Annotated in this window: 19 protein-coding genes and 1 tRNA gene; 7 read left to right on the top strand and 13 right to left on the bottom strand. The window is 41.2% G+C overall.

What is annotated here, in order from left to right:
- Positions 1-23 precede the first annotated feature (23 nt).
- The 10 genes from ACWPKD_RS06185 to polA are packed head-to-tail and all read right to left on the bottom strand — an operon-like array spanning position 24 to position 13917.
- A complete protein-coding gene (locus ACWPKD_RS06185) occupies positions 24-1547 on the bottom strand; it encodes a B12-binding domain-containing radical SAM protein (RefSeq protein ID WP_455411800.1) in 1524 nt (507 codons plus the stop codon).
- Complete coding sequence (locus ACWPKD_RS06180) at positions 1544-2422, bottom strand: glycosyltransferase family 2 protein (protein ID WP_455411799.1); 879 nt, start codon at positions 2420-2422, stop codon at positions 1544-1546. Before ACWPKD_RS06180 ends, ACWPKD_RS06185 begins: the two co-directional genes overlap by 4 nt.
- Entirely contained in the window at positions 2412-4112 is a 1701-nt protein-coding gene (locus tag ACWPKD_RS06175; RefSeq protein ID WP_455411798.1) for an ATP-binding cassette domain-containing protein, read from the bottom strand. The genes ACWPKD_RS06180 and ACWPKD_RS06175 overlap by 11 nt, the downstream gene beginning before the upstream one ends.
- Complete coding sequence (locus ACWPKD_RS06170) at positions 4102-5115, bottom strand: glycosyltransferase (protein WP_455411797.1); 1014 nt, start codon at positions 5113-5115, stop codon at positions 4102-4104. Before ACWPKD_RS06170 ends, ACWPKD_RS06175 begins: the two co-directional genes overlap by 11 nt.
- A 7-nt stretch (positions 5116-5122) precedes the next feature.
- Entirely contained in the window at positions 5123-6535 is a 1413-nt protein-coding gene (locus tag ACWPKD_RS06165) for an ArnT family glycosyltransferase (RefSeq protein ID WP_455411796.1), read from the bottom strand.
- Positions 6536-6538: 3 nt separating this feature from the next.
- Positions 6539-7918 carry a B12-binding domain-containing radical SAM protein gene (locus tag ACWPKD_RS06160; protein WP_455411795.1) on the bottom strand — a complete coding sequence of 460 codons (1380 nt, stop codon included), beginning with the start codon at positions 7916-7918 and terminating at the stop codon, positions 6539-6541.
- Positions 7915-8694: a class I SAM-dependent DNA methyltransferase gene (locus ACWPKD_RS06155; RefSeq protein WP_455411794.1), complete on the bottom strand. Its 780-nt coding sequence runs from the start codon at positions 8692-8694 to the stop codon at positions 7915-7917. The genes ACWPKD_RS06160 and ACWPKD_RS06155 overlap by 4 nt, the downstream gene beginning before the upstream one ends.
- The gene (locus tag ACWPKD_RS06150; RefSeq protein WP_455411793.1) at positions 8684-10144 is read right to left on the bottom strand and encodes a B12-binding domain-containing radical SAM protein; all 1461 of its coding nucleotides are present in this window, start codon (positions 10142-10144) and stop codon (positions 8684-8686) included. The genes ACWPKD_RS06155 and ACWPKD_RS06150 overlap by 11 nt, the downstream gene beginning before the upstream one ends.
- Positions 10137-11039, bottom strand: a complete 903-nt coding sequence (locus tag ACWPKD_RS06145) for a nucleotidyltransferase domain-containing protein (protein ID WP_455411792.1) — start codon at positions 11037-11039, stop codon at positions 10137-10139. Before ACWPKD_RS06145 ends, ACWPKD_RS06150 begins: the two co-directional genes overlap by 8 nt.
- 40 nt (positions 11040-11079) lie before the next feature.
- Positions 11080-13917, bottom strand: a complete 2838-nt coding sequence (gene polA, locus ACWPKD_RS06140) for a DNA polymerase I (protein WP_455411791.1) — start codon at positions 13915-13917, stop codon at positions 11080-11082.
- A gap of 148 nt (positions 13918-14065) precedes the next feature.
- Between polA and ACWPKD_RS06135 the strand changes: the two genes are divergently transcribed.
- Positions 14066-15301 (top strand): metallophosphoesterase, encoded by a 1236-nt coding sequence (locus ACWPKD_RS06135; protein WP_455411790.1) that lies wholly within the window; start codon positions 14066-14068, stop codon positions 15299-15301.
- Positions 15302-15375: 74 nt separating this feature from the next.
- Positions 15376-15672: a thioredoxin family protein gene (locus ACWPKD_RS06130; RefSeq protein WP_455411789.1), complete on the top strand. Its 297-nt coding sequence runs from the start codon at positions 15376-15378 to the stop codon at positions 15670-15672.
- Here ACWPKD_RS06130 and ACWPKD_RS06125 read toward each other — a convergent pair.
- Complete coding sequence (locus tag ACWPKD_RS06125; RefSeq protein WP_455411788.1) at positions 15669-16340, bottom strand: polysaccharide deacetylase family protein; 672 nt, start codon at positions 16338-16340, stop codon at positions 15669-15671. The two genes, ACWPKD_RS06130 and ACWPKD_RS06125, sit on opposite strands and share 4 nt — an antisense overlap.
- A gap of 65 nt (positions 16341-16405) precedes the next feature.
- Positions 16406-19639: a glycosyltransferase family 117 protein gene (locus ACWPKD_RS06120; protein ID WP_455411787.1), complete on the bottom strand. Its 3234-nt coding sequence runs from the start codon at positions 19637-19639 to the stop codon at positions 16406-16408.
- Positions 19640-19806: 167 nt separating this feature from the next.
- On the opposite strand from ACWPKD_RS06120, the gene ACWPKD_RS06115 reads away from it, so the two are divergent.
- A tRNA-Gln gene (locus ACWPKD_RS06115) sits at positions 19807-19877 on the top strand.
- A 47-nt stretch (positions 19878-19924) separates the two neighbouring features.
- Here ACWPKD_RS06115 and ACWPKD_RS06110 read toward each other — a convergent pair.
- The gene (locus ACWPKD_RS06110; RefSeq protein WP_455411786.1) at positions 19925-20749 is read right to left on the bottom strand and encodes a universal stress protein; all 825 of its coding nucleotides are present in this window, start codon (positions 20747-20749) and stop codon (positions 19925-19927) included.
- A 168-nt stretch (positions 20750-20917) separates the two neighbouring features.
- Between ACWPKD_RS06110 and rimP the strand changes: the two genes are divergently transcribed.
- From rimP to ACWPKD_RS06090, 4 genes are all read left to right on the top strand, one after another.
- Complete coding sequence (rimP, locus tag ACWPKD_RS06105; protein ID WP_455411785.1) at positions 20918-21382, top strand: ribosome assembly cofactor RimP; 465 nt, start codon at positions 20918-20920, stop codon at positions 21380-21382.
- A gap of 14 nt (positions 21383-21396) precedes the next feature.
- The gene (gene nusA / locus ACWPKD_RS06100) at positions 21397-22641 is read left to right on the top strand and encodes a transcription termination factor NusA (RefSeq protein ID WP_455411784.1); all 1245 of its coding nucleotides are present in this window, start codon (positions 21397-21399) and stop codon (positions 22639-22641) included.
- Positions 22642-22706: 65 nt separating this feature from the next.
- Positions 22707-25502 (top strand): translation initiation factor IF-2, encoded by a 2796-nt coding sequence (gene infB / locus ACWPKD_RS06095; protein WP_455411783.1) that lies wholly within the window; start codon positions 22707-22709, stop codon positions 25500-25502.
- Positions 25503-25610: 108 nt separating this feature from the next.
- Positions 25611-26537 (top strand): hypothetical protein, encoded by a 927-nt coding sequence (locus ACWPKD_RS06090; RefSeq protein WP_455411782.1) that lies wholly within the window; start codon positions 25611-25613, stop codon positions 26535-26537.
- The last annotated feature ends 1 nt before the right edge of the window (position 26538 follow it).

The raw sequence follows: 26538 nt of genomic DNA, 5'->3' as shown, positions 1-26538 counted from the left end.
TATTTTTTTTAAAATCGCTCTCATCATTCAGAATAAAAACCTTCAATCTCGGGTTGTCGGTATTTCCATATTTTGTGTAACGCCTTGATTTCGTAGGGATAATGGTAGAAATTCGTTTTATAGCGCACTCCGGAAATCGTTTGCAAAAGCTGTTTTTTAAAACCCCTGATCCTGAAATCTGAAACAGTAGGATAATAACCGTTTAAAACCGTTTCAAAATTTTTGATGGTGTCGATCATGTAGGGTTTCAGCCAAGGTGTAAGCGGGTTTTTACGCAAATCGAAATTCTCCCAAGCCGGAGAAATCCAGTCTTCCAGTGTTTCCGGAAACGAAAAACCGGCCTCTAAAATCTGCTGGTACAATTCCGAACCTTCTGTAGGCACCGGGCTGAACAGATATATGATAATTTCCGCCTTCGGGTTGATCACCTTGATTTCCTTAATAAAGTTGATGTCCCACAAAATCTGGTCGTACACTTCTTTTTCGGTTTTGGCTGGCATTCCTAAGACGAAGGAAAGTTCGGGGATGATGTCGGCATTTTTCATCCGAAGCACAAAATCTTTGATCATTTGACCGGATTGGGTTCCGCCTTTGTTCATTTGTTTCAGTACGGCATCGTTACCGGTTTCAGCACCCAAAAATATCATTTTGCAACCGGCTTTGCGCATGAGTTTCAAATCCTCATCACTGTACATATTGATGGTGTCGATGCGTCCTTCACCCCAATAACTGATGTTGTCGTTTAGGATCAGCTCGGAGAATTCCAAGACGCGTTTTTTCGAAGTGAAAAAGTTGTTGTCGTGGAACTCAATGGCATCGATATTGTGTTTTTCTTTGAAATGCTTCACATCTTCATAGATTCTTGCGGCAGACATACCTTTCCATTTTGCATTATAAATCGGAACGACCGCGCAAAAGGAGCACGAAAACGGACAGCCCATACTGGAATGATAGGACAGCGTTTTGTGACCCATGAAGGTTTTGGCCAGATAGTTTTTTACCGGATAAAAAGAATTGAGGTAATCATAAGGGAACCTGGGCAGGGTGTCTTGATCGAGCAAGGCTTCTACTGCGGTTTTGATAATTTCACCGTTTTCTTTTTTGTAAATCAGGTTTTTGATTAAAGGTAAATTTCCCGTTGTGTTGGCCTCGATGGTAGTGACCAATTCCGGAAATGTATTGTCGCCCGGTCCGTTGATGATGTAATCCACGTAACCTGAGTTAAGGGCGACTTTATATTGGTTCGAAGCAAAATATCCGCCCCAAACTACCGTAATATCTGGAAATTCTTCTTTTATTTTTTTGGTAAACGGAATCGCTTGTCGAAGCTGCGGTCCGGGCATCACCGTTGAACCGAAATATTTGAACTCACCCGATTTCAGATAGGTTTCAATGGTTGCCCACGAATCTTTTTCCAGATTTCCGTCCACAAAAACATAATCGTATTTACCGTGAATGGAAGCGCCCACCTGCAAGATCGAATTGGGGATGCGGTGTTTCCCGTTAGCACTTTTCGGGTTGAATAATATGATTTTGTTTTTACTCAAGCAGATAATTTTAACTTCAGGAATAGCAACAACGACTTCAAACCGTGGTAATTCCATAAGTAGGAACGATAACTGTTCCGGTAATTTTCCTTAGCCAGGCTGAAATTCTTTTGCTTGTGATAAATGTACGCAATTTTGGCATAGGTTTTCCCTTTTAACACTTTATGGGTTTTGCGGGAAATGTGCTGTTCCTTTTCGAGTTTTTCCAGCGATTTGAAATAATCTTCGTAGTGGGTAAGGTTTGTCTTTGCTGAAATGTTCCCCGGATGTTTTACCATAACGGTCAACTTTCGACAGCTATAATAAAATTGCAATTCAGCGGCAGCTCTTAGATACAAATCATGTTGCCCGTCCAGCAGTTTTTCGTCCAATAAACCGATTTTATCCAACGCTTCTTTTCGGATGCTGAACGTTGGAAAGGGTAGAATGATATCGTTCAAAACGTCGTTCAAAACAAAACCTTTGAAATCGCTTTGGAACTTAGGGAAGATTTTTTCTGTAACGGCATCAGAAGGATGAAACTCGATGTTGTGAATGACGAATGAAACCTCCGGATGCTGTTCAAAAATAGTATTGATGGTTTCCAGTTTGTCACTTGTCCACAGGTCGTCAGAATCTAAAATGCAGCAAACATCGCCCGTTGCTTTTCGGAGGCCTTCGTTTCTCAGATAACTCCGTTTCTCGATTTTCGGGTATGGGAAGTATTTGATTCTTGGGTCGTTGAAGCTTTTAATGACTTCTTCGGTAGTATCGGTAGAACCATCGTCGATAATTAAGTGTTCGTATTCTGCATGCGATTGGTTCAAAACACTTTGAATCGTTTTGCCAATCAAATGAGCACGGTTGTGGGTAATGGTGACGATGCTAAACTTCATGAAGGCTGCCTTTTTTGAATTCGAAGGTTTTATCGCAAAACGTAAGCACCTTTTGGTCGTGGGAGATTAAAAGTACCGTCAGATTTTCGTCATCACTCAGTTTTTTAAGGTAGGAAAGGATTTTTTCCTCGTTTTCCCGATCCAGTTGATTGGTCGCTTCGTCCAAAATCAAAAGTTCCGGTTGGTTGTACAAAGCACGGATCAGGGCCAGTTTTTGTTTTTGCCCGCCAGAGAGTTTTTTGCCGCTGTGTCCGGTTGAAGCTTGCCATCCTTCTTTAAAAGTATGAATGACATCATCAAAACCGAATTGCAGACTAAGTTCGTTTATTCTGTAGTAATCGATTTCGTTTTCCTGTTGTCCGATGGCGATGTTTTCCAAAAGTGTTCCGTTAAATACATAAGGCTCCTGCGTAACGTATCCGGCCAAAGAAAGGAAGCTGTTTTTGTTTTCTTCCGTGATTTCGTTGCCGTCTAAAGCGATTTTGCCCAAATCGGGTTCGATTAAATTCAGCAGGATGTTCAGCAAAGTGGTTTTTCCGCTACCGGATCGGCCAAAAATACCCACGATTTCACCTTTGAAAATCTTAAGGGAAGTGTTTTCAATTAATGGATGGTCTTGTTGGTAACTAAAGCTGATGTTCTCCAGTGTGAGGTTGTTTTTAAAAGAAACTTCGGTCGTTTTGGTTGCCGGTTTTTCTTTTTTTAACGTGTTTTTCTGTATTGCGTTTATCGTGTATTCGAAGGATTTGATGCTCGAAGAAGCTACAACCAATCGGTTTAGGGAAGGAATCAATTTAAAGAAAACCGAGGCGAAGAACGAGAGTAGTACTACATTTTCCGTAGTTTTTTCGGAATAATTCACCAGATAAAAAACGATCACGCAGATAATCACGATGATCACTATTTCCAGATACTTGGCGTTTGAGTTTTTAAGAGTCGTTAAAAAAGAATAGGTTTTGTTGAGTTTTCGGTTGGATGCGTTGAATTTGTCCAGAAAAGCGTCTTCCTTTCCGGCGCTTTTTATTTCGAAAAACCCGTTGATCAAATCTAAAAGGGAATTCACGTTTTGCTGATAATCTTCCGAGAGGCTTTTGCGTACTTTTTTAAACCTTCTAAAGGTGTAAATAAGGGAAAAAGCAAGCAGAAAAAGAACAAGGCCGATGCTGGTGAGTGCCGGAAATAAAAACAAACCTATGCCGGTAATGACAAGAATAATACAGCCTTCACTAAGGATCGTGTTAAGGGAAAGCAAAACATGGTTGGCGAAATTGTTCGGAACTTCGATGGTGTTTTTAAGAATCGAACCTTTGTCCTGATTTTGATAAAACAGGTAATCGCTGTGGATGAAATTCTCGGTGTATTTTTTTGAAATTTCGGAAGAAACCGCATAAATCAACCGGTTTTGGTAATTGATGAACCAGATGCTAAGTGCGTTTTTGATAATGAAAAACCCAATAAGCAACAGTAAACTGTAAACAAGATGTTCCCTTTGGAAAAGTAAGTCAAGATACCTGTTCTGGAACTGTTTTTTAGTGTCAAGGGCCAAAACCAAAAAGGGCAGCAGGTAGGCCACAGACAACAATTCGAGCAGTACGTTTACCATTGAAAACCCAAAAAACGGCAACAGCTTCCTTTTGTATCTTTTAGGGACACAGTCAAGTATGGATTGTATTTTGGTTTTAGTCAGCATACCGTTTTAAATAGCGTTCCACCGTTTTGGTTATTAGGAATGGGTTAGGAGTAACCTCTGAAAAAGGCTTGTCCAGCAAAGTAAGGCAAGCTTCAATCATTTCTTCTTTGGAAGTTGCGGTAACCCAATTTTCGGTTTCAAAGGTACAGCCTGTTTTTTCCGAAACAATTAAAGTCTTGCTTTGTAAAGCTTCTGCAAAAACGAGTCCGAAACTTTCATAAGTACTGGTATGGAGTAAGATTTTGGCCTTCGAAAGCAGTTTCAGGGTTTCGAGATACGGTAATTCCCCTTTTAACTGAAGCGTAGTTTCAAGATTTAGTTCTCGTATTTTTTGATCCAGTTTATCTTTTAAAATACCATCACCAACCAAGACGGCGTTTATCGGTCTGATTTTAGAAAGTTCACCAACCACATCCATAAAAAGAGCATGATTTTTTATAGGAATCAATGAGCCAATGCCAATGATGTCAATGCTTTTTTCAGTCGCTTGTGGGAAATCCTCTGCCGCAATCCCCCAGGGAATGATTTCTGTGGTTACTTTGTGATTTTGGTAAAACACTTGCTGATGAAATCCGGAAAGCGTAACCAGCTTCATTTTTTTGATCGGCAGGATTTTAGCGTAGCCGTTTTGCTTCAAAGCATCTTGTCCCATTAAAGTCGTTAGATGCCTGATGTTTTTTTTTCGGGCAAACCAATTTCCGATAAGCGCACATTCACCCAACCAAAAACTGTGCAGTACTGAAATCCTCTTTTGCTGATGGAGTTGTTTCAAAACCTCTGAAGCTCTTTTCCAAAGCAGGAGTTTTGACAAACGGGAACTTCCACCCAAAGCGATTACCGGTATTTGGTTCCAGTGATACTTCGTTTTTTTATCCGGATAATGAAAACTGATTATCGTTATCTCGAAATCCGAAAGTTGTTGCAAGGCCTTTACATAAAGCTGCAACGCTGGAATACAAGTTGTATCCGATTCGTTTTCCGGAAATCCGGGTGTTAAAATCACGATATGTTTATTTTTTGTTGCCAATGCGGTAAAGGTTGAAATCGCCTTCGAAAGCGTTTATTTTTTCAAGTTCGTATTGCTTTTGGAGCGCGTTCCAATTGAGCAACGGATTTTTGTCTTTCCATTGCTTTTCGAGCTGCTTTTCGTTTACTAAAAGTAAGGCATTTTTATCAAATTCGTGCAGTTTTTCCTTCCAGATGCTTTTGTAGTTGAAGTGCAGTTGTCGTCCTTTTAAGGCGATGTCAATATCAAAAGCGTAGAGCGTATTGTGCTCGTATGGTTTCATTTCTTTGGCGATGTTTTGTTCGAGTTGGTTTCTTTGGTAAAACGAATTGCCATAATAGGTGCCGATGGAAAGCTGTGTCAAAACGACAAGAAAAACAACTGCTTTTTGATTTTTGAATTGCAGCAATACCGGTTCAATTAAAGGAAAAAGAAGGGCAATTACCAAAGGAAAAGACAGTAACAAAAAGCGTTTGTTCTGAAATGGGATGCCGCCTAAAAATAACGCATACAGTACTATGGCAACCAGCAGCAGTTTTTGATATTTCGTAAACGAGTATATTCTTTTTTTTAGTAAAAAGCCCAAAAGCAACAATCCGAAAACTAAAAACACCGGATGGTAAAACGAAAAGAAAATATAAATCAGGTTGATGAAACGGTACTGCATCGAACCGTCAACTGTTGTGAAACCACTTTGGAACAGATGGTAAAACTCCCAGTTTTGCAGCCATTGGTGCGATAAAAACTGCAAACTGTTCTGTGAACGGATCACCAAATGAGGAACCGCAATCAAAGCTGTAAGAACAACCGAAAAAAGCAAAACCCAAAACTTTTTAAGGCTGACCATCTGATAAAAAGCTACCAAGCAAAACGGAAGCAAAATGACAATTGAAGCATATCGGGTCAACATAGCCAAAGCCACAAAAATGCTACCGAGAATAAAACTTCTGGCCTCCGCTTTTTCAATACAGTGGAGGAGTTGATAGACCGCCAAGGTTGTAAAACAGCAAGCAAGCATGTCCGACATGGCCAAAACACTGTGTACTAAGACAATGGGTGAAAGGGTGAAAAACAAAACCGGAATCAAGCCAACACTTTCCTTCTTGTAAATCAATTGAATGATTTTTTTAAGATAAATTCCCGATACCATTAACGAACCGACAGCAATCAATTGCAGGGAAAGCGCTGTTGAAGGTAAAATAAAGCTGAGCATACTTCCCAAAATAGGATAATAAACGCCCCAAAAATAGTCACCGGGAGGAGTTTCGTTTTCAAAATAAGTTTTCAGGGCTTCGGTATAGCGCAGGTATTCGTAGGCATCTTGTCCGTATAAACCATCAAAGGAAAATGCGAAATAAACCACGGTCCAGCATAATAGCGGGACCAGATAATACCAATATTTTGGCTCAACTGTCAAGAGTTATTTGTTTAGGAGCATTAACGAACTCGCCAGGAACGATTTAACCTTGAGTTTCAGCATCCGGACTTTGTCGCTGTTGTGTTTTAGGCGCTCTTTGTGGAATTCCACTTCGCTTACCACTTTGGAAACGGCAAAATCATAGTATTTACGGGAATACGTTCTTTTGAAATCGATTTGACGGTCGGTTGAGGTTTGCCAATCCGGTTTCACGGTAATAGCGTTTTCCACTTCGTTGTAAAGCGAAGTGCCTTTAATCGGATATGCTACCGTAATGGTATAATATGTTGGATTGGCTTCTTTTAAATAGTGGATGGTTTGTGAAATATCGTTGTCATTTTCACCGGGATAGCCTACCATGATGAACGTTCCGGTTTCAATTCCCAATGCGTTGGTGTTCTGGATCATTTTCTTGACATGGTTCACATCCACACGACGGTCCATGGCATCGATGATTTTCTGCGAACCGCTTTCCGCACCAATCCAGATTCGGAAACAACCGGCTTCTTTTAACAGTTTCAGGATTTCGTCGTTCAAACGTTCGGCACGGGTAATGCATTCAAAACGGATTTGAGCATTTTGTTTCACCACTTCCTCGTGAAAAGCCGTAAGCCATTTGTGACTGATGGTAAACACATCGTCTACAAACCAAAGCGCATCGGGATTGTAGGTTTCTTTGAGCATTTTCATTTCCTGAGCGACCAAATGTGCCGGTCTTCTGCGGTAACTTTGCCCGTAGACAGCTGTGCTGCACCATTTACAGGTGTAAGGACAACCGCGCTGGGTGGAAATGGTCATGGAGCTTTCCCCGTGATTTTCCTTCCAGGTTTTTAAGTATTTTTCCATCGGGATGGCTTCGCGATTCGGTAGCGGTAATTGATCAAGTTCCCTGAATTTGGTGCGTTCGGGCGTTTTGACCGCGATTCCCTTATCTAAAAAAGCAATACCATAGATCGTTGTGAAATCTTGATCGTTGCAAATGGCGTTGTACAATTCAAAAGTGGTTTCTTCGCCTTCCCCGATAACCAGAAAATCGGCTCCGGCCTCAAGGTAGTTTTCAATGTTATAGGTAACGTCCGGTCCGCCAAGAATAATTTTTGGAAATTGGTACGTTTCGGTTTTGAGGATTTTGATGAGCCTGACCACCTCTATTTTAGTCATCAGGTTGGTATAAATGGCAATGACTTTCGGGTTTTTGCTTCGGATGAACTGCAGCTGTTCTTCCCGAGAAGAAAAAGTGCTGTCGAAAACATCGTTGGGTATGTTTTTGCTTAACAGGTAGCCGGACACATAAAGCAAACCCAGCGGCGGGTAGGGCTTCATGATTTTCTGTTCCTTCGGATCGTCGGACAGGTAGTAGGCATGGGTTAGCAAAAGACTCATTTTTTCTGTAATTCGATTAAATAATGATCGGCATATCTGGCTAAAAACGATTGGTTTTTAATGCTTTTTTCCAAACGATTTAATATTGAAATTAAGGTTGGCTTGCTTCTGAAAAATGGTTCCAGGTAGGAAGGTGGTACAAAAAAGCCGATCGGTTTTGCCTGGTTCAGTCTAAACGAATCGTTGCTTACTTTTACCAGTTCTTTCGGATTGTGATAATATGTTTTTACGTTTTCGCCCGCTACATTCGCTAAAACAACTTCTTTTTTTCTTCGCAACGCGTTTTTCAAATTCCCTTTCAAAAGGAAATACAATTGTTCCCAAAGCGTATTTTTCGGCATTACAACCAAAACCACGCGGCCGTTTTCGGTTAATAATTCGGTTGCCGATATAAAAAATGCTTTCAATTCGGTTTTAGAAAGACAGTTCAACCCTCCGAAATTGGAAAAAATCAAATCGAATTTCACGTGCGGAAAGATTTCAGACAACTGATTGATGTCTGCTTGTTGAAAGTTGAGGTTTTTTAAATCCGCTTTGTTTTTAGCCACCGCAATCATTTCAGGGGAAATATCCGTGGCGATTACTTTAAAATGCTGTTTTGCTAGCCAAATAGCGTCTTCACCGGTGCCACAATTGATTTCTAAAATCGCTTCCGGCTTGTTTTTCAGTATTTCCGATAAATGTCCGTACACCAAATCGCGCTGTAATTTGCCTATTACCGTGTGGGTAAAAGCAGTATCGTAATGTTGCGCGGCGATGTCGAAACTAGCGTTCATGGTCGAGTCGTTTTAAATAGAGCGAATCCAGAAACGCGCTCGGGATATAGTAACCTAATTTCATTACGGATTTTAATTGTTCCGAGGAAAGTCCGAGTGGGTTTTTCAGTGCTGATTTCAAATGGTACAATCCCTGGCTTTTTCGGTATTCTTTGTGGACAAAACGCTGCAGTTTGCGGTAATACTCCGAGCGGTACGTTCCGTTGAAAAGCATTTCGAAATCGTCGGAATCTTTCCAATTGGCTTTTTCTTTCAAATCGGCTTTTACTTTATCGTAAAATACCGTTCCCGGCAATGGATAAGAAACCGAAATGCCAATATTGTCCGGCATCAGTTTTTTTACCATGGCGATGGTTTGTCGGATATCGTTTTGGTTTTCGCTCAAATAGCCGAACTGCAGGAAAAAAGCAACTCTTATGTTTTTGGCTTTCAGGAGTTTTGTGGCTTGATGGATCTGTTCTACAGTGGTGCCTTTGTCCATCGCATCAAGGATTTTTTGGGACGCGCTTTCGGCTCCTACCCATACTTCTTCCAAACCGGAGGCGGCCAAAGCATCGATAGTGTCTTCTTTTAGCAATAAATCGACACGGCTTTGGATATAATAACGGATTTTCAGCTTTTCCTGTTGTAATAATTTATTGAACTCCTGCACCCAATTCGGTTTTAACCCAAAAATATCGTCACACATCCAAAAACGGGTCACTCCAAAAGTTTCGGAAAGGAATTTTATATGGTTTACGATGTATTCCGGGGAATGTGCATTGTAGCGGTTCCCGTAAATAGGTTTCGCGCACCAATTGCATTTATACGGGCAACCACGTGTGGTGGCAATGTTCAATGAGAATACCTGATTACTTTGCTTCCAGATGTTTCGGTACTGTTCGATATCTATTAAATCCCAAGCGGGCAACGGTAATTCATCTAAATTTTGAAGAACATTTCGTTTGGGATTGATTTTTATATTTCCTTCTTTTTGGTAAACAAGACCTGAAATAACGTTTGTAATCTCATTGTTTTTCAATGTATTTATGAGCTCTAAAAGCGTGAGTTCACCTTCGCCCTGAATAATGAAATCAGCTCCTTTTTCCAGATATTTTTCGTAGTGATCGGTTGAGTCGGAACTGCAAACGATTACGGTACAACCTTGTTTTTTGCTGAGTCGGATCATTTCAAAACAGGCTTCCCGCATGTTGGTCAGGCACATTTTGGTCAGGTAGTTGAAACCGTCGTCGTAAATGATCAGGTATTTTGGTTTTTTGGTTTCAAGAATGGGGGCAATTGCCGAAGGATTGTCGCGTAAATTTGTATCGAACAAATCCACGGAATAGCCACTCTTCCGCAATAAGGAAGCGGCATATAGAGTTCCTAACGGAGGAAAAGGTGTTTTGTTTTTCCACTGTTTCGGATCGAGTTTGTAATAATAGGAATGCGAAAAAAGAATATCAAGCATGTTCTTCCTGTAGTTCGATGTTGTATTGTTTGTTGAATTCGCGGTACTTTTCATTTAAAGCTACAATTACGCGCTTCTGAAAATTGGACGGATGGTGTTTCGAAATGTTTTTGGTGGATTTTAGTGCAATTTTAAAATCCTCAAGTTGCATTGTTTTGAATTTCGATTTCCATTTTAATAAGGTCAGTTTGCGTAATCCGTTATCCAAAGTACTCCAAAAAGGGATTCGTAAAAGGGATTCGATTCCTAGAATAATGATGGGTTTGTCGATTTCGGTTATTTCGTTGGATTTGAAATTTTCTTCCCTGAAATAATGGTTGGTCCAATTGTTTTCTTTGTAAAAATCTTCAAAAACCGTTATTCCTTTTACGGGAATCAGGGTGCGGATTTCGGTTGCGGTAAATCGGTTTTGCTCTTCTATAACCATGTTTTCTGTGGAAATAAAATAGTTGATGCAGAAATATTTTCGAGAGTTCAACAGGAAAACCTTCTTGTAAAGCATCAAAAAAGTGCGCGTAAACCAGAGGCGGTTCGGTTCGGTGATGATGAAAAAATCCACATCGCTTTTATGGTCGAAATAGCCTTTTGAAAGTGAACCTGAAATACCCACTGCCTTCACGAAGGGAAATTTAGAAATGAAATCAGCCTTGTTTTTGGCAAGCTCCATGATCTTCTGGGCGCCTAGATTTCCGTTTAATCTTTTGGTAACACATTCCAAATCATTGCCGTACAGGTAAAAATCGTCTATTTTTTGCAGGATTTTTTCCTGAAGCAAAAAATTGATTTCGTCCTCGGTCTCCGAAAGAGTTTCGTGCGTGGTATAACGATGTATTTCCTCAATCTTTAACGGATAGCGGAAAATAGAAAAATACAATATGGTTTTTAAGGCTTCCAAAAAAGGGGTTTTAGAAGTCTAAATATAGTGAAAAATATTATTAGTGCGCCTCAAGCCAATCTTTTCCGGTGCCCAAATCGACTTCTAATGGAACCGCGAGTTTAAAGGCGTTCTCCATTTCGTGTTTGATCATCGGTTTGATTTTCTCCAGTTCCGAATTGTGCACGTCGAACACAAGCTCATCGTGTACCTGTAACAACATTTTGGATTTCCAGTTTTCGGAGGTTAGTTTTTTATGGATATTGATCATCGCAATTTTGATGATATCGGCCGCACTTCCCTGAATCGGAGCGTTCACGGCATTTCGTTCCGCAGCACCACGTACCACGGCATTGGCGGAATTAATATCTTTCAGGTAACGACGGCGTCCGGAAACGGTTTGTACGTAGCCATGATCACGGGCAAAAGCCACCTGCTCCTGAATATAGGCACGCAAACGCGGATAGGTGTTGTAATACGCGTCGATCAATGCGGCACTTTCACTTCGCGATAAATTCGTCTGGTTGCTTAAACCGAAAGCAGAAACCCCGTAAATGATTCCGAAGTTTACCGTTTTGGCATTACTACGTTGTTCTTTGGTTACCTCTTCCAGCGCCACATTAAATACTTTTGCGGCCGTAGAACGGTGAATGTCCTCTCCGTGCTGGAAGGCTTTGATCATGTTTTCTTCGCCGCTCATCGCTGCAATCACGCGCAATTCAATTTGCGAGTAATCGGCAGAGAGTAAGGTGTGATTTTCGTCTCTTGCAATGAACGCTTTTCGGATCAATCGTCCTCGTTCGGTTCGGATCGGGATGTTTTGTAGGTTCGGGTTGTTCGAGCTCAAACGGCCGGTCGCTGCAACAGTCTGCATATAATCGGTATGCACGCGGTTGCTGCCTTGATCCACCTGTTCCGGTAAGGAAATGATGTAAGTGCTTTGCAGTTTTACCATTTGACGCCAATCGAGAATTTGCTGTACAATTTCATGTTCGTTGGCCAAATAACTCAAGACTTCTTCACCGGTAGCGTATTGTCCGGTTTTGGTTTTCTTTTGTTTTGCTCCTCCGATTTTCAGTTTTTCGAACAAGATATCGCCCAACTGTTTTGGAGATGCCAGGTTGAATTTTTCGCCGGCGGTTTCGTAAATTTTCTGTTCTAATGCTTTGATTTCAACGTCCATATCTTTGGACATGGCTTTCAGATAGTCTACGTCCAAACGGATGCCTTCGCGCTCCATATCAGCCAACACCTGAATCAAAGGGATTTCAATTTCCTCGAATAATTTTTTGGTTCCCGCGCTGTCGAGTTTCGGATCGAACACTTCTTTTAGTTGTAACGTGATATCAGCATCTTCAGCGGCGTATTCTTTGATGTCTTCCAAAGCTACATCACGCATCGATTTTTGGTTTTTCCCTTTTTTTCCGATAAGCGTTTCGATGGATTTTGGAGAATATTTCAGATAGGTTTCCGATAATACATCCATGTTGTGGCGCATGTCCGGATTGATCAGATAATGTGCAATCATGGTGTCAAACAGTTTTCCTTTAACTGTAACGCCATAATTGGCCAATATTTTTAAATCGTATTTAATGTTCTGGCCGATTTTGATAATGGCTTCATTTTCGAAAAACGGTTTGAATTTGTCCACCATTTCCTGAGCTTCCTCGCGGCTTTCCGGAACCGGAACGTAAAACGCTTTGCCTTTTTCAAAGGAGAACGACATGCCTACCAGTTCGGCATTGTTGGCGTCGATGCCTGTGGTTTCGGTATCAAAGCATACTTCTTGCTGTTGCAAAAGCGTCTGCAGTAATAATTTTACGCCCAGATTGCCCTGACTTACTTCGTAATGGTGCGGTGTGTTTTCTAAAGTGTTGTAATAGCTGTGTTGGCCAACTTCGGCTTCACTGTCACCGGTTTCGAATAAAGAGAACTGGTCTTCATTCTTGGCAGTTTTTTTAGCGGATTTTGGAGCGCTATCGCCATTGCTGGTATCGATTTCATCGTATTCTTTCCCGCTGCCGAACAATTTATCGAACTGGGTTTTCAACTGACGGAATTCCAGTTCCATGAACAGGGCTTCGGTTTTCTCCACATCCGGTTTGGATAGTTCGTAGTCGGTTTCATCAAAAGTAACCGGACAATCCAGTAGAATTGTAGCCAGTTTTTTAGAAAGGATCCCTTGTTCTTTGTTGGCTTCGATTTTGTCTTTTAACGCGCCTTTCAGTTTATCGGTGTTGGCCAAAAGTTTTTCCATCGAACCGAATTCGGCCAGTAATTTCTTCGCGGTTTTTTCTCCAACACCCGGTAAGCCCGGAATGTTATCCACGGCATCACCCATCATCCCCAAGAAATCAATAACTTGTAACGGATCTTCAATTTCGAATTTCGCTTTTACTTCTTCAACACCCCAAATTTCAATGTCATTACCCAAACGGGCCGGTCGGTACATAAAAATATTCTCTGAAACCAATTGTCCAAAATCCTTATCGGGCGTCACCATGAAAACCTGATAGCCTTGTTTTTCGGCTTGTTTGGCCAAAGTCCCGATCAAGTCGTCGGCTTCGTAACCGGCTTCTTCGATAATCGGAATGTGCATGGCGCTCAGAAATTCCTGAATGTAGGGAACGGCTATTTTGATGGCTTCCGGGGTTTCGTCACGGTTGGCTTTGTAGGCGGAAAACATTTCACTGCGAACGGCGCTTCCTCCTTTATCGAAGGCTACGGCCAAATGATCCGGTTTTTCACGTTTGATCACATCAATCAGCGAGTTCATGAATCCTAAAATGGCTGAAGTGTCCATTCCTTTGGAGTTGATTCTCGGGTTTTTGATGAAGGCGTAATATCCGCGGAAAATCAGCGCATAAGCATCTAAAAGAAAAAGGCGTTTCTGTGACATGGTTTCGAAAAATTAGAACGTAAAAATAAACAAAGTGGCAAGATTATGCCACAACTTGGAAAGTAAATCGTTGCTTTAGTTAAATTTAATTTAAGATAGCGTCGCTAAGCGTTTCATTCTTCGTTACTTTGCTTATCAAAAACAGATTATGACCATGCGTTTACTTTTTATAGGCGTCATTCTTTTGCTGGTGGAGCTTTATGCATATCAGGCGGTAAAAACCATTACCCGGGAACGATGGATTCTCATTATATATCAGGTAGTCAGTTTGTTGGCTTTTGCTTATATACTTTACGGTTTCAGCCAGTTTGACCGTAAGGTGGGACAAAATACACAGTCACTTTTTACCATGGGCTTGTTATTGCTGATGCTGATCCCGAAACTGATTGTGGCGGTTATTCTTTTAGGGGAAGATATCTTCAGGATGTTTGCTACCGTAATCAACTATTTTACACAGGCCGATAACATCAAGGAGGCGATACCGGAACGTCGCAAATTCATCAGTCAGATCGCTTTGGGGATTGCGGCTATTCCTTTTACGTCGTTGTTGTATGGAATGACTAAGGGGAAATATAATTTTAAAGTAATTCGCCAGACGTTGTTCTTTCCGGATCTTCCGGAGAGTTTTGACGGGATGACCATTACCCAGTTTTCCGATGTGCATAGCGGTAGTTTTGACAATCCTGAAAAAATACAATATGCGGTGGATCTGATCAATGAGCAGAAATCCGATATCATTCTTTTTACCGGCGACATCGTCAATACGCATGCAAAAGAAATGCATCCCTGGATTGATACGTTTAAGAAAATCGAAACCCCGAAATTTGGTAAATATTCCGTTTTAGGCAACCATGATTACGGGGAATACGTTGATTGGCCTTCGCAAACCGCTAAAAATGAAAATTTTGAAGCCATTAAGGACCTGCATCGCCAGATTGATTTCAAGTTGCTGCTGAATGAAAACATAAAGCTGCAAAACAACGGAGATGAAATCGCATTGGTAGGCGTAGAGAATTGGGGTGTAAAATTTAAACAGGCGGGCGATTTGGCAAAAGCTTCCCAAGGCCTGTCCAAAGAAGATTTCAAAATATTGATGAGCCACGATCCTTCCCATTGGGATGCCGAGGTGCAGCATCACGAAAATAATTACCATTTAACACTGTCCGGGCATACGCACGGTTTACAGTTCGGTATTGAAATTCCGGGGATTATCAAGTGGAGTCCGGTGCAGTATGTGTACAGGTGCTGGGCGGGCTTGTACGAAAATACGGGGCGTTACATCTATGTAAACCGCGGTTTTGGCTTTCATGCGTATCCGGGAAGGGTAGGTATTTGGCCGGAAATAACGGTAATTCAACTAAAAAAAGGTGAAAGAGTAGCATAAATGCTTTAAAATGCTATATTTGTATACTATTTATTTAAGAACAACAGTTTTTAATTAATCTAATTTTCTCGCTTATGTCAAAATTTGGAGAACTTATTAATACACAAGTACCCGTTCTGATCGACTTCTATACGGATTGGAATGAGTCTTCCGTTTCCATGCATCCTGTAATCAGGGATGTGGCCGCCGCACTTGGTGATAGGGCTAAAGTGATTAAAATTGACGTGGATAAAAATCAGGAACTGGCAGAAGCCTTGCGCATCAAGGGATTACCGACTTTAATGATTTACAAAGCCGGTCAGATGGTTTGGAGACAATCCGGAGAACTGGATGCCAATACTTTAATCACGCTGGTCCAGGAAAACGTTTAAGCAAGCGTATCGAATACAAATCCTTTTTCTTTTAAGATTGCTATGGCTTTGGGCAGCGTATATTCTAAATTAGGAAATGCCTTTTCGCTGTCGTGAAGTACTATAATGCTGCCTTGTGCCGTGTTTTTAATGATGTTTTCCAGACATTTTTCTTTAGGTATTGAAGTGTCAAAATCCGCACTCAATACGTCCCACATGATAATTTTGTAGCCTTGTTTTCGCAATTTGGCCGATTGTGACAGTTTTATCTTTCCGTAAGGCGGTCGGAAGAGTTTTGTGGTAAGGGTTTCCTTTGTTGCTCTTTGCGGTATGTTTTCTGAATACTGTTTTTTTATTTCTTCTTCACACAACTGAATGTTGTCAAAATAGACTTTGTTGTGGGTTTTCCATCCCTGTAAATGATTGAAAGTGTGATTGCCAAAGCTGTGTCCTTCAGCAAGTACTTTTTGGAAGATTTCCGGATGCTTTTTGATATTGTCGCCGATGCAGAAGAAAGTTGCCTTTACGTTGTGATCTTTCAGGACGGACAGTACCCATTCGGTTACTTTTACCGTTGGGCCGTCGTCAAAGGTCAGGTATATTTTGTTTTGTGTGTTCGGAAGGTCCCACACCTGATTGGAAAAGATCCTTTTGACGATTCGGTTAGTTTTTATCCAGTAGAAATCCATAGTATAAAAATAAAGCTTTCAAAGTAATAAACCTTGAAAGCCCTGTTTTATTTTGAATAAGGTGGTTATTCCATGTCGCGGCCGTAGCGTTCGAACAATTTGTTGTAGTTGTTGAACTTGGCTTTACTCTGATTGTAGAATTCCATATCACCTCGGTCTTTCATGATTTCCAATAGGCTTCTGTAGCGTTCAATATCTGTGACAATGTCCACATACAGTTCGTTTTGTTCTGACGGGTTCATGCCGGCATAGTATGTTAGATTCTCATGATATTTCTGTATCAGTTTGTATAGAACAGCACGTGCTTTGGCTTTTTCACCCACTTCGTAATAGCCGCCAGCAAATGGTTCCACAAAAGTATAATATCCGAAATAGTCAATCGGCATTTCCTTCATGGCCAGTTCAATGATTTTTTTGGCTTTGTCTTTTTTGCCTTCATTGATTAAAGCCTCCATCAGACGGGCAAGGTTGGTGCGATACGTAATACTGTTTTTACGGGTTTCCGGATCATGATAGATTTTCGGACTGCTGCTGTTGCCCCAATCCCATTTGGTTACAATATTGTACATTTTTTCCGTATCGATGCTACCCATGTCTAAAGGACTGGCTTGTTTAGCCAATGGGGTTTTGATTGGAACCAATTTGTAGACCATTCCGTCCAGTTGCAGGTAGTCTTTCATCCAGATGAAGTCTTCGTCGGCAAAAGCACCGCCGGTAAAATAAATCGGACGTTTCCAGTTGTTGTTGGCCACGATGTCAAGCATCATCAGACGGTTGATGTAAATCGGGTCGCCTTTTAAGTCGATGTCGATGTTGGAAACAATCGAATCGTTTAGATGAGCGGAAACCACTTTGTTTCGGATGACTGTATTTTTGTCAACCGGAATTCGGATTTTATCTGTCGGATAGAAATGTACTTTGTGTCCGTTGCGCATTTCCATAGTCGTACGGTCATCATCGGAAGCAATAAACTGAATCAGGTCTTCTAATAACATGCCGTTTTCGGTTAACGGTTTGTGGACTACATAATCCAGCTTTCCGCCTACATATTGATTGTGTGTAAAACGAATCGGCACCGGATCGGATTTGTAGGCTTTCATTTTCATCTGATCAATATACCAATCGGTGGCGAATAAACTGGTACAGACAATACGGACATCGGTTCGGTGTCCTTCTATTTCCTGAGCATACCATAACGGGAAGGTGTCGTTGTCCCCGATGGTAAACAGGATGGCGTTTGGTTCGCAGGAGTCAAGATAGGCTTTTGCCATGGCAATAGCGGTGTATTTCCCGGAGCGGTCATGATCGTCCCAGTTTTCTTTGGCCAATAGCACAGGGCCAGCTAAAATAGCGGCTCCGATAATAACGGGAGCGGCAATTTTTGGCTGTAAATATTTTTTGAAGGCATCATAAAGGGCGTATACCCCAAAACCAACCCAAATTGCAAAAACATAGAAGGAGCCTACTACGGCATAATCCCTTTCACGGGGTTCAAATGGACGCTCGTTAAGGAAAACCTTAAGGGCAAAACTGTTGAATAGGAATAAAACCAATAAGATGTAAAAGCTCTTTTTGTCTTTAGAGGCATGGAAAATCAAGCCTAAAACGCCTAAGATAAAAGGAAGGAAATAATAAGTGTTTCTTGCTTTGTTGTTGGCTACATCAGATGGTAAGTTCTTTTGTGTGCCTAAATGGGAGTCGTCCAATAAGCCGATTCCGCTTAGCCAGTTACCGTTTTGAGTATCGTATTTGCCCTGAACGTCATTTTGACGGCCTACGAAATTCCAAAGCAAGTAGCGCCAGTACATGTAACCGAATTGGTATTCGAACATGAATTTCATGTTGTCTGTGAACGATGGTTTTTCCACAATAAGGTAATCGCCATAATTTTTCAGGAATTTGTCATAATCTTCCAGGTCAACTTTTCCCTGTGCATGAGCGGAACGGAATTCTGAAACAAGTTCGGTCATCTGGCTCATTTCGTCTTCCATCATGTTGCCTTCTTCGTCGATAAAGGCATTGGTGTCAATCTTGAAATCTAACGGTTTTGTGAAAGTCATATAGTTAACCGCATGATCAGTACTCCACATTCTTGGCAGGAAACCTTTGTGGTTGTTATCGGTATTGCTCTTGGCGTTTTTGTAGTTGTTTACAATAACGTATTTTCCGGTTTTGTAATCTCTTTCGTAGTTGGGTTTGTCGTCCAGATAAGGTGTGTCGGCATCGAGACCGGAATAGCTTTCAGAATATAACGGTCCGTAAAACGTTTTTTGTTCCCCGTACTGTTCCCGGTTGTAATAAGCCAGAACCTCTGCAGCATCCGAAGGTTTGTTTTCGTTGATCACTACATTGGCGTTGGCACGGATCGGTAGCATCATCCAGGTGGAGAAGCCAATCAGTACGAAAAGGATGCAAAGCAATACCGTGTTCAGGAAAGGTTTTTCTTTTTTACGGGTGTAGCTTAAGCCGTAGTAAAAGAAAGCGACAATCAGTAAAAAGGCGAAAATAGTTCCGGAATTAAACGGTAAGCCGATGCTGTTTACCATAAAGATTTCGGTTTTTCCGAAAAAGGCAAGCGTATAAGGTAAAAGGAATTTGAAGAAAAAGAATAAAACGGCCACCATCAATACATTGGCAATGATGAAGTTTTTGATCGTAATTTTTTCGTAATTCTTAAAGTAGTACAGTAAACCAAGGGAAGGGATTGTCAATAAAGCCATGAAGTGTACCCCGAAAGAAAGTCCGATCATTAAGGAGATCAGTAACAACCAGCGGTTTCCTTTTGGTTTGTGCATGTCTTCTTCCCAGCGAAGTCCCAGCCAGAAGATAATGGCGATAAATAAAGTAGCCATGGAATATACTTCGGCTTCAACAGCGTTGAACCAGAAACTGTCGGTAAAAGTAAAGGCGGTGGCACCAACAAAGGAGCTTCCCAATACCATAACGGCACTGTTATTATTGAATTCCGTAAAGGAAGAAACAATTTTTCGCAACATAATAGTGCTGGACCAAAACATGAAAAGTATGGTAAAAGCACTGGAGAAAACCGACATCATATTTACCATCAGAGCAACTTTGTCCGGGCTGAAAGCAAACATGGCAAAAAAGGCTCCGATCATCTGGAAAAGTGGTGCGCCCGGTGGGTGACCAACCTCCAGTTTGGCAGAAGTGGCGATGTATTCTCCACAATCCCAAAAACTTAGTGTGGGTTCAACCGTGAGCGAGAAGGTGATTAAGGCTATGGTAAAAGAAGCCCAGCCTAAAATGGTATTCCATTTTTTGAAGTCGAAAGTTGCCATTTATGAATGTTTGTCGATTGTTGGTTTAAATTCTACCACAAAGAAACTCTTTTTTTGTATATAGAAACGCACAAAATATTTTTTTAATATTTTTTTATCTAAAAATTTGGATTGAAAAAAATATGTGTTACATTTGCACCCGCAATCAGCAATGAGAGCAGGTTTAATGGTCCATGGTGTAATGGTAACACTACTGATTTTGGTTCAGTCATTCTAGGTTCGAGTCCTAGTGGACCAACAAAAAAGCCCCGAGATTCTCGGGGCTTTTTTTATGCAGTATTGTAATTAGATTTTAAAAGTAACAACCGGGCGAATCGCGTGGTTTACCAAATCTTCGCTGATGCTTCCGTTGAAGAAGTGTGCAAGGCCTTTTCTGCCGTGTGTGCTCATTCCGATCAGGTCTGCATCGATGCTGTTTGAGAAATTCAAAATCCCTTTTTCCACGTTTACATCGTTATAGATGTGGGTGGAATAGTTGTTGATTTGGAAATTCGAGATAAAATCACTCATGATTTTTTCAGAAACCGCTGTCGATTTGAAATTGTTCGGGGTGTTGATGGATACTAAATGCAGGTGCGCTCCGAATTTGTTGGAAAACGCTACGGCTTTTGAGAAAGTTCCTTTTACTTCGTCGGAGAAATCAGAAGCGAAAACGAATTTGTTTACATCAAAATCGTTTGTTTCTTTTTTGATAACCAAAACCGGTACTTCAGAGGTTCTAACCACTTTTTCCGTATTGGAACCGATGATCATTTCTTTGAATCCGTTGGAACCGTGAGATCCCATTACGATCAAGTCGATATCGTTTTTCTTGCTGATGTCCATAATTCCTTCGAAAGTGCCTTCGATTTTTATGATTTCAGATACTTCGATTCCGTCCAGGTAAGCAGCTTCTGTAAGTTCATCCAGCTTTTCTTCCGCTCTCTTTTTGAAATACATAATTTCCGGAATGTCGTGTCCATGATGGAAAGGGTCGTTGGCTTCATGTGGTAATTCCAACATATGCAAGATGTAAATTTCACCATCATTTTTTTTGGCAATTTGTGCGGCTACCTTCAAAGCATATTCGGCATGGTTTGAGAAATCGGTAGGTACTAAGATACGTTTCATAATATTAGTTGTGGTAATTTTGTGTTAAAAATCTTTTTTATAAAGGTATAAATATATTTAGAATAAACAATGATTTTCAATATTTAAAAAAAATTGTATATTTGCATCGTTATTTATTACGGAACTAAATAATGAGGGAAGCTGGGCTTCCCTCTTTTTATACAGATTATGGCGTTTAAAGAAAAAGTAAGTGAACTTCTTGAGAGTGTTTTGGCGGAACGACCGTCGCTTTTTCTTATCGATTTCGCAATTACGGACGCGTATAAAATTATCGTAACTTTAGATGGCGATAATGGCGTGAACCTGCAGGATTGCATCGATGTGAGCAGGGCTATTGAAAATAACCTTGACAGGGGAGAGCAGGATTTTTCATTGGAAGTGGCTTCAGCCGGAGCGACCAGCCCTTTGAAGATGCCGAGACAGTTCAAAAAGAATATCGGGCGAAAGCTGAAAGTAACCACGGCCGACGAGAAAATCGAAGCGGAAATTACCGAAGCCAATGATGCCTTTATCGTTTTGGAATGGAGTGCAAGAGAGCCAAAGCAAATCGGAAAAGGAAAAGAAACTGTTCAGAAAAGGGCAGAAATCAAATACGAAGACATTAAAGAAGCAGTTGTTATAATAACATTTTAAATTTTAGAGTTAACATGGAGAATATTGCATTAATCGAGTCGTTTTCAGAATTTAAAGACGATAAACTAATCGATAGAGTTACCTTAATGGCGATTTTAGAAGATGTGTTCAGAAATGCATTGAAGAAAAAATACGGTTCTGATGACAATTTCGATATCATTATCAATCCTGACAAAGGGGATATGGAAATCTGGAGAAACCGTGTGGTGGTGGCAGATGGTGAGGTGGAAGATCCAAACTCTGAAATCTCTTTGTCGGAAGCTAGAAAAATAGAGCCTGATTTTGAAGTAGGTGAGGATGTTTCCGAGGAAGTGAAGTTAATTCAGTTGGGAAGAAGAGCGATTTTGGCGTTACGTCAGAACCTGATTTCCAAAATCCATGAGCATGACAATACGAATCTTTACAAACAGTTTAAAGATCTAATTGGTGAAATATATACGGCCGAAGTACACCACGTACGTCCAAAAGCCGTAATTTTGGTAGACGACGAAGGAAACGAAATCGTGTTGCCGAAAGAAAAACAGATCCCGTCGGATTTCTTCCGTAAAGGAGATAACGTGCGCGGAATCATTGAAAGTGTTGAATTGAAAGGGAACAAGCCGCAGATCCTAATGTCAAGAACGTCTGAGAAATTCCTTGAGAAATTGTTCGAACAGGAAATTCCGGAGGTATTCGACGGTTTGATCATGATCAAAAAAGTGGTACGTATCCCGGGTGAGAAAGCGAAAGTGGCGGTAGATTCTTATGATGACAGAATCGATCCGGTTGGAGCTTGTGTGGGAATGAAAGGTTCCCGTATCCACGGTATCGTTCGTGAGTTGGGGAATGAGAACATTGATGTGATCAACTATACCACCAACGCGCAATTGTTTATTACAAGAGCGTTGAGTCCGGCAAAAGTTTCTTCGGTGAAAATCGACGAAGACAAAAAAGCGGCAGAAGTTTTCCTTAAATTGGAGGAAGTTTCCAAAGCGATCGGACGCAGCGGGCACAATATTAAATTGGCAGGTTTACTAACAGGTTACGAATTGGATGTAATCCGCGAAGGCAACCTTGCTGAAGAAGAGGATGATGTAGAATTAACAGAGTTCTCCGACGAAATCGACGGATGGGTAATCGACGAGTTGGCTAAAATCGGATTGGATACCGCAAGAAGCGTACTGAAACAAGACGTTGCGGATTTGGTAAGAAGAACCGATCTTGAAGAAGAGACCATCTTAGATGTAATGCGAATCTTAAAAGAAGAATTCGAAGACTAAGAATAGTTGCTATTTTTAGTTAGACACACAACACAACACGCATTAAGGTAATAATAAAAAGATTTATGTCTGAAGAAAGAGTAATAAGAATTAACAAGGTTTTAAGGGAATTAAATATTTCTCTGGACAGAGCTGTGGACTATTTAAAGGAAAAGGGTCATACCATTGAGTACAGTCCGAACGCCAAGATTTCCAACGAGGAATATACCGTCTTGTGCAATCAGTTCTCTGCCGATAAAGGAAAAAAAGTGGCTTCCCTGGAAGTAGGTGAAGAAAAGAAAAAGGAGAAAGAAGCCCTTCGAATCGAGCGTGAGAAAGAACTGGAAGAAAAGCGCAAGGAAGAAGAAAAGCAGCGTCTGGACGTGATCAAGGCGAAAGCTTCCCTTAGCGGCCCTAAGGCGGTTGGTAAAATCGAATTAGATCCCAAAAAACCGGAAGTTGTTGCTGAAAAACCTGCTTCAGAAGTTGTGGAAAAAGAAGTGGTAGCTGAGCCTGAAGTGAAAGTTCAGGAGGAAAAACAACCGGAAGCTCCTAAAGAAAATCCGGAAGTTGTAAAAGCGGAACCTAAACCAAAAGTGGAAGCACCGGCTGAGGAAGCGGTTGCCGATGAAAAAATCGAAACGCAATACCAGAAATTATCCGGAGCGACTTTTACAGGGCAAACAATTGATTTATCGCAATTCAATAAGCCTAAGAAAAAGAAAGAAGATTTCAAAAAAGAAGGGAATAAACCCAATCAGGGCGCTGCTGGTCAAAATACTAATCAGCAAAACCAGGAGAAAAAGAAACGAAACCGTATTCCGGGTAAACCAGGGCAACCGGGACAACCAGGTCAAGGTGGAAACGCAGGTCAGGGTGGAAACAATGCTAACAGAGGCGGTGGTAATAAATTCGGAGGTAACAAACCGGGCTTCCAAAAAGGGAACCGTCCTGCTATTGTGGCAAAAGTAGAGCCAACCGAGGAAGAAGTTAAAAACCAAATCAAAGAAACTTTAGAGAGACTTCAAGGTAAAGGAAGCAAATCTAAAGCGGCGAAATACAGAAGAGACAAGCGTGATTCCCACCGTCAGCGTTCCGAAGATGAAATGATGGCGTTGGAAGAAGGAAGCAAAGTACTGAAAGTAACGGAATTCGTTACCGTAGGGGAAATTGCCAGCATGATGGACGTGCCGATCACTAAAGTTATCGGAACCTGTATGTCCTTAGGGATCATGGTTACGATGAACCAGCGTTTGGATGCGGAAACCCTTTCTATCGTAGCTGATGAATTTGGTTACGAAGTGGAATTCACAACCGCTGATATTGAAGAAAATATTGAAGTAGTAGAAGATCGTCCGGAAGATTTGAAATTCCGTGCACCGATTGTAACGGTAATGGGTCACGTTGACCACGGTAAAACGTCCTTATTGGATTACATCCGTAAAGCGAATGTAATTGCTGGGGAGTCCGGAGGTATTACACAGCACATCGGAGCTTACGGAGTGGAGTTGGAAAACGGTCAGGAGATTACCTTCTTAGATACACCGGGTCACGAGGCGTTTACCGCAATGCGTGCGCGTGGTGCCCAGGTTACCGATATCGCGATTATCGTGATTGCTGCGGACGACGACATCATGCCACAAACCAAAGAGGCGATCAGTCACGCACAGGCAGCTGGTGTTCCATTGATTTTTGCGATCAATAAAGTGGATAAGCCAACGGCAAACCCTGAGAAAATTAAAGAGCGTTTAGCTTCCATGAACTTGTTGGTAGAAGATTGGGGTGGTAAATACCAGTCCCACGATATCTCTGCTAAAATGGGTATGGGCGTTAAAGAATTATTGGAAAAAGTATTGCTTGAGGCTGAAATCTTAGACTTAAAAGCAAATCCTAATAAACCGGCAGTAGGAACCGTAGTAGAGGCGCAGTTGGATAAAGGACGTGGTTATGTAACTACGATTCTTGTTCAGGCAGGTACTTTGAAAATCGGGGATTACGTTTTGGCAGGTAAAAATCACGGTAAGGTGAAAGCAATGTTTGACGAGCGCGGTAATTCCGTAAAAGAAGCGGGTCCGTCAACGCCAATCTCGATCTTAGGATTGGATGGTGCGCCAACCGCCGGAGATAAATTCAACGTATTCGAAGACGAAAGAGAAGCAAAACAAATTGCAGCAAAACGTATGCAGTTGTTACGCGAACAGTCGGTTCGTACGCAGAAACACATTACTCTTGCCGAGATTGGTCGTCGTATCGCTTTAGGTCAGTTCAAGGAATTGAACATCATCCTAAAAGGAGACGTGGACGGTTCCGTAGAAGCGTTATCGGATTCCTTCTCGAAATTATCGACCGAGGAAATCCAGATCCGTATCATCCACAAAGGAGTGGGTGCGATTACCGAGTCTGACGTATTGTTAGCGTCGGCTTCGGATGCGATCATCATCGGGTTTAACGTTCGTCCGCAAGGAAATGCTAAGCAATTGGCAGAGAAAGAAGAAATCGACATCCGTCACTATTCGATCATCTATGATGCTATCGACGATTTGAAAGATGCAATGGAAGGAATGTTGTCTCCGGAAATGAAAGAAGAGATTACCGGTACGGCAGAAGTCCGCGAATTGTTCAAAATCTCTAAAGTGGGAACTATCGCAGGATGTATGGTTACAGATGGTAAAATCTTCCGTAACTCGAGAATTCGTTTAATCCGTGAAGGTGTGGTTATTTACACTGGGGAATTGGTAACTTTAAAACGTTTTAAAGACGATGTGAAAGAAGTTTCCAAAGGATACGATTGCGGTATGCAGATCAAAAACTACAACGATTTGAAAGAATACGATTTGATCGAAGCTTTCCAGGAAGTGGAAGTAAAAAAGAAATTGAAATAATCGTTTCTGAAACTATAGAAAAGTCCGGCATTTGTCGGACTTTTTTTATGTCCGGATGCAATAAATTGCTTTACTTGCGTTATCGATTCTTATACTATTTCTTATACAATGAATGTAAAGTACTTATTTGTCTTTTTGTCTTTAATGACACTGAACGGTTTCGCACAGAATTACCGTGACAAAGTAATCCATGAAACCCTGAATCCTATCCTCGATGCTTTTAAACCGGTGGCCAATGCCGAGTATCTGAAGGCAAAAGAGCTGGTGCTGAAGTTAGACGAAGATTATGGCTACGAGGCCGACCTGCATCTGAAACTGATCAATTTGAGTTACAAACACAATGATCTGGAGTTTTTCAAAACGCAGTTGTCGAAATTGGTGGAAAAGCATGGTTTTACGATTGCCTATATGACAGGTCAGGAATCGTATGGAGATGCTATCTTAAAAGGTGAATTGGCAGCCTGGTTTAAACCAGTGTATATCAAAAATCATGCGGTTTGGCTGGAGCAGAATTTTGAAAAACAGCTCGATTTAAAAAAGTTGAATGATGCGCGTCTTCGGGATCAGGTGATAGCTGTATTTGGGGTGAAACTTCAGGAGAAGATTCAGGATCCTGTGGTTTTGCCTAAAATTACAGAGATTCAAAATGAAATGCTGTTCAATGTTATCGGGGATGTGTATAAGATTTCTAGAAAGTATGACCTGTTTCCCACCGGTAAGAACTTCGGGTTGATCCAACAGGATTTTTCCGGACTGATGCAGCATAATTTCATGGTGAGCCAAAACCTGGAACGTACCTGGATCCTTTTCGAACCTTATTTCAAGAAAGGTTATCTGAAGCACGATCTGGATTATGGTTATTATAAAAAGTATGACATTTATTCGTTTGGGGTTACTGGTTTTCAAAAATACGGCCTGATTTCGGTAAGCGATTTGCCTCAATATTTAATTTACGATAAGGATCAGATCAAAGAAGTTCCGGTGCAAAACGCCTTTTTTGCGGAAAAGGAAAAACGGGCTTTGGGCTGGCAGTAAA

The organism is Flavobacterium pedocola (assembly GCF_053764385.1).
The sequence above is the reverse complement of the archived record's forward strand: the minus strand, read 5'-3'. Positions and strand labels throughout refer to the sequence as shown.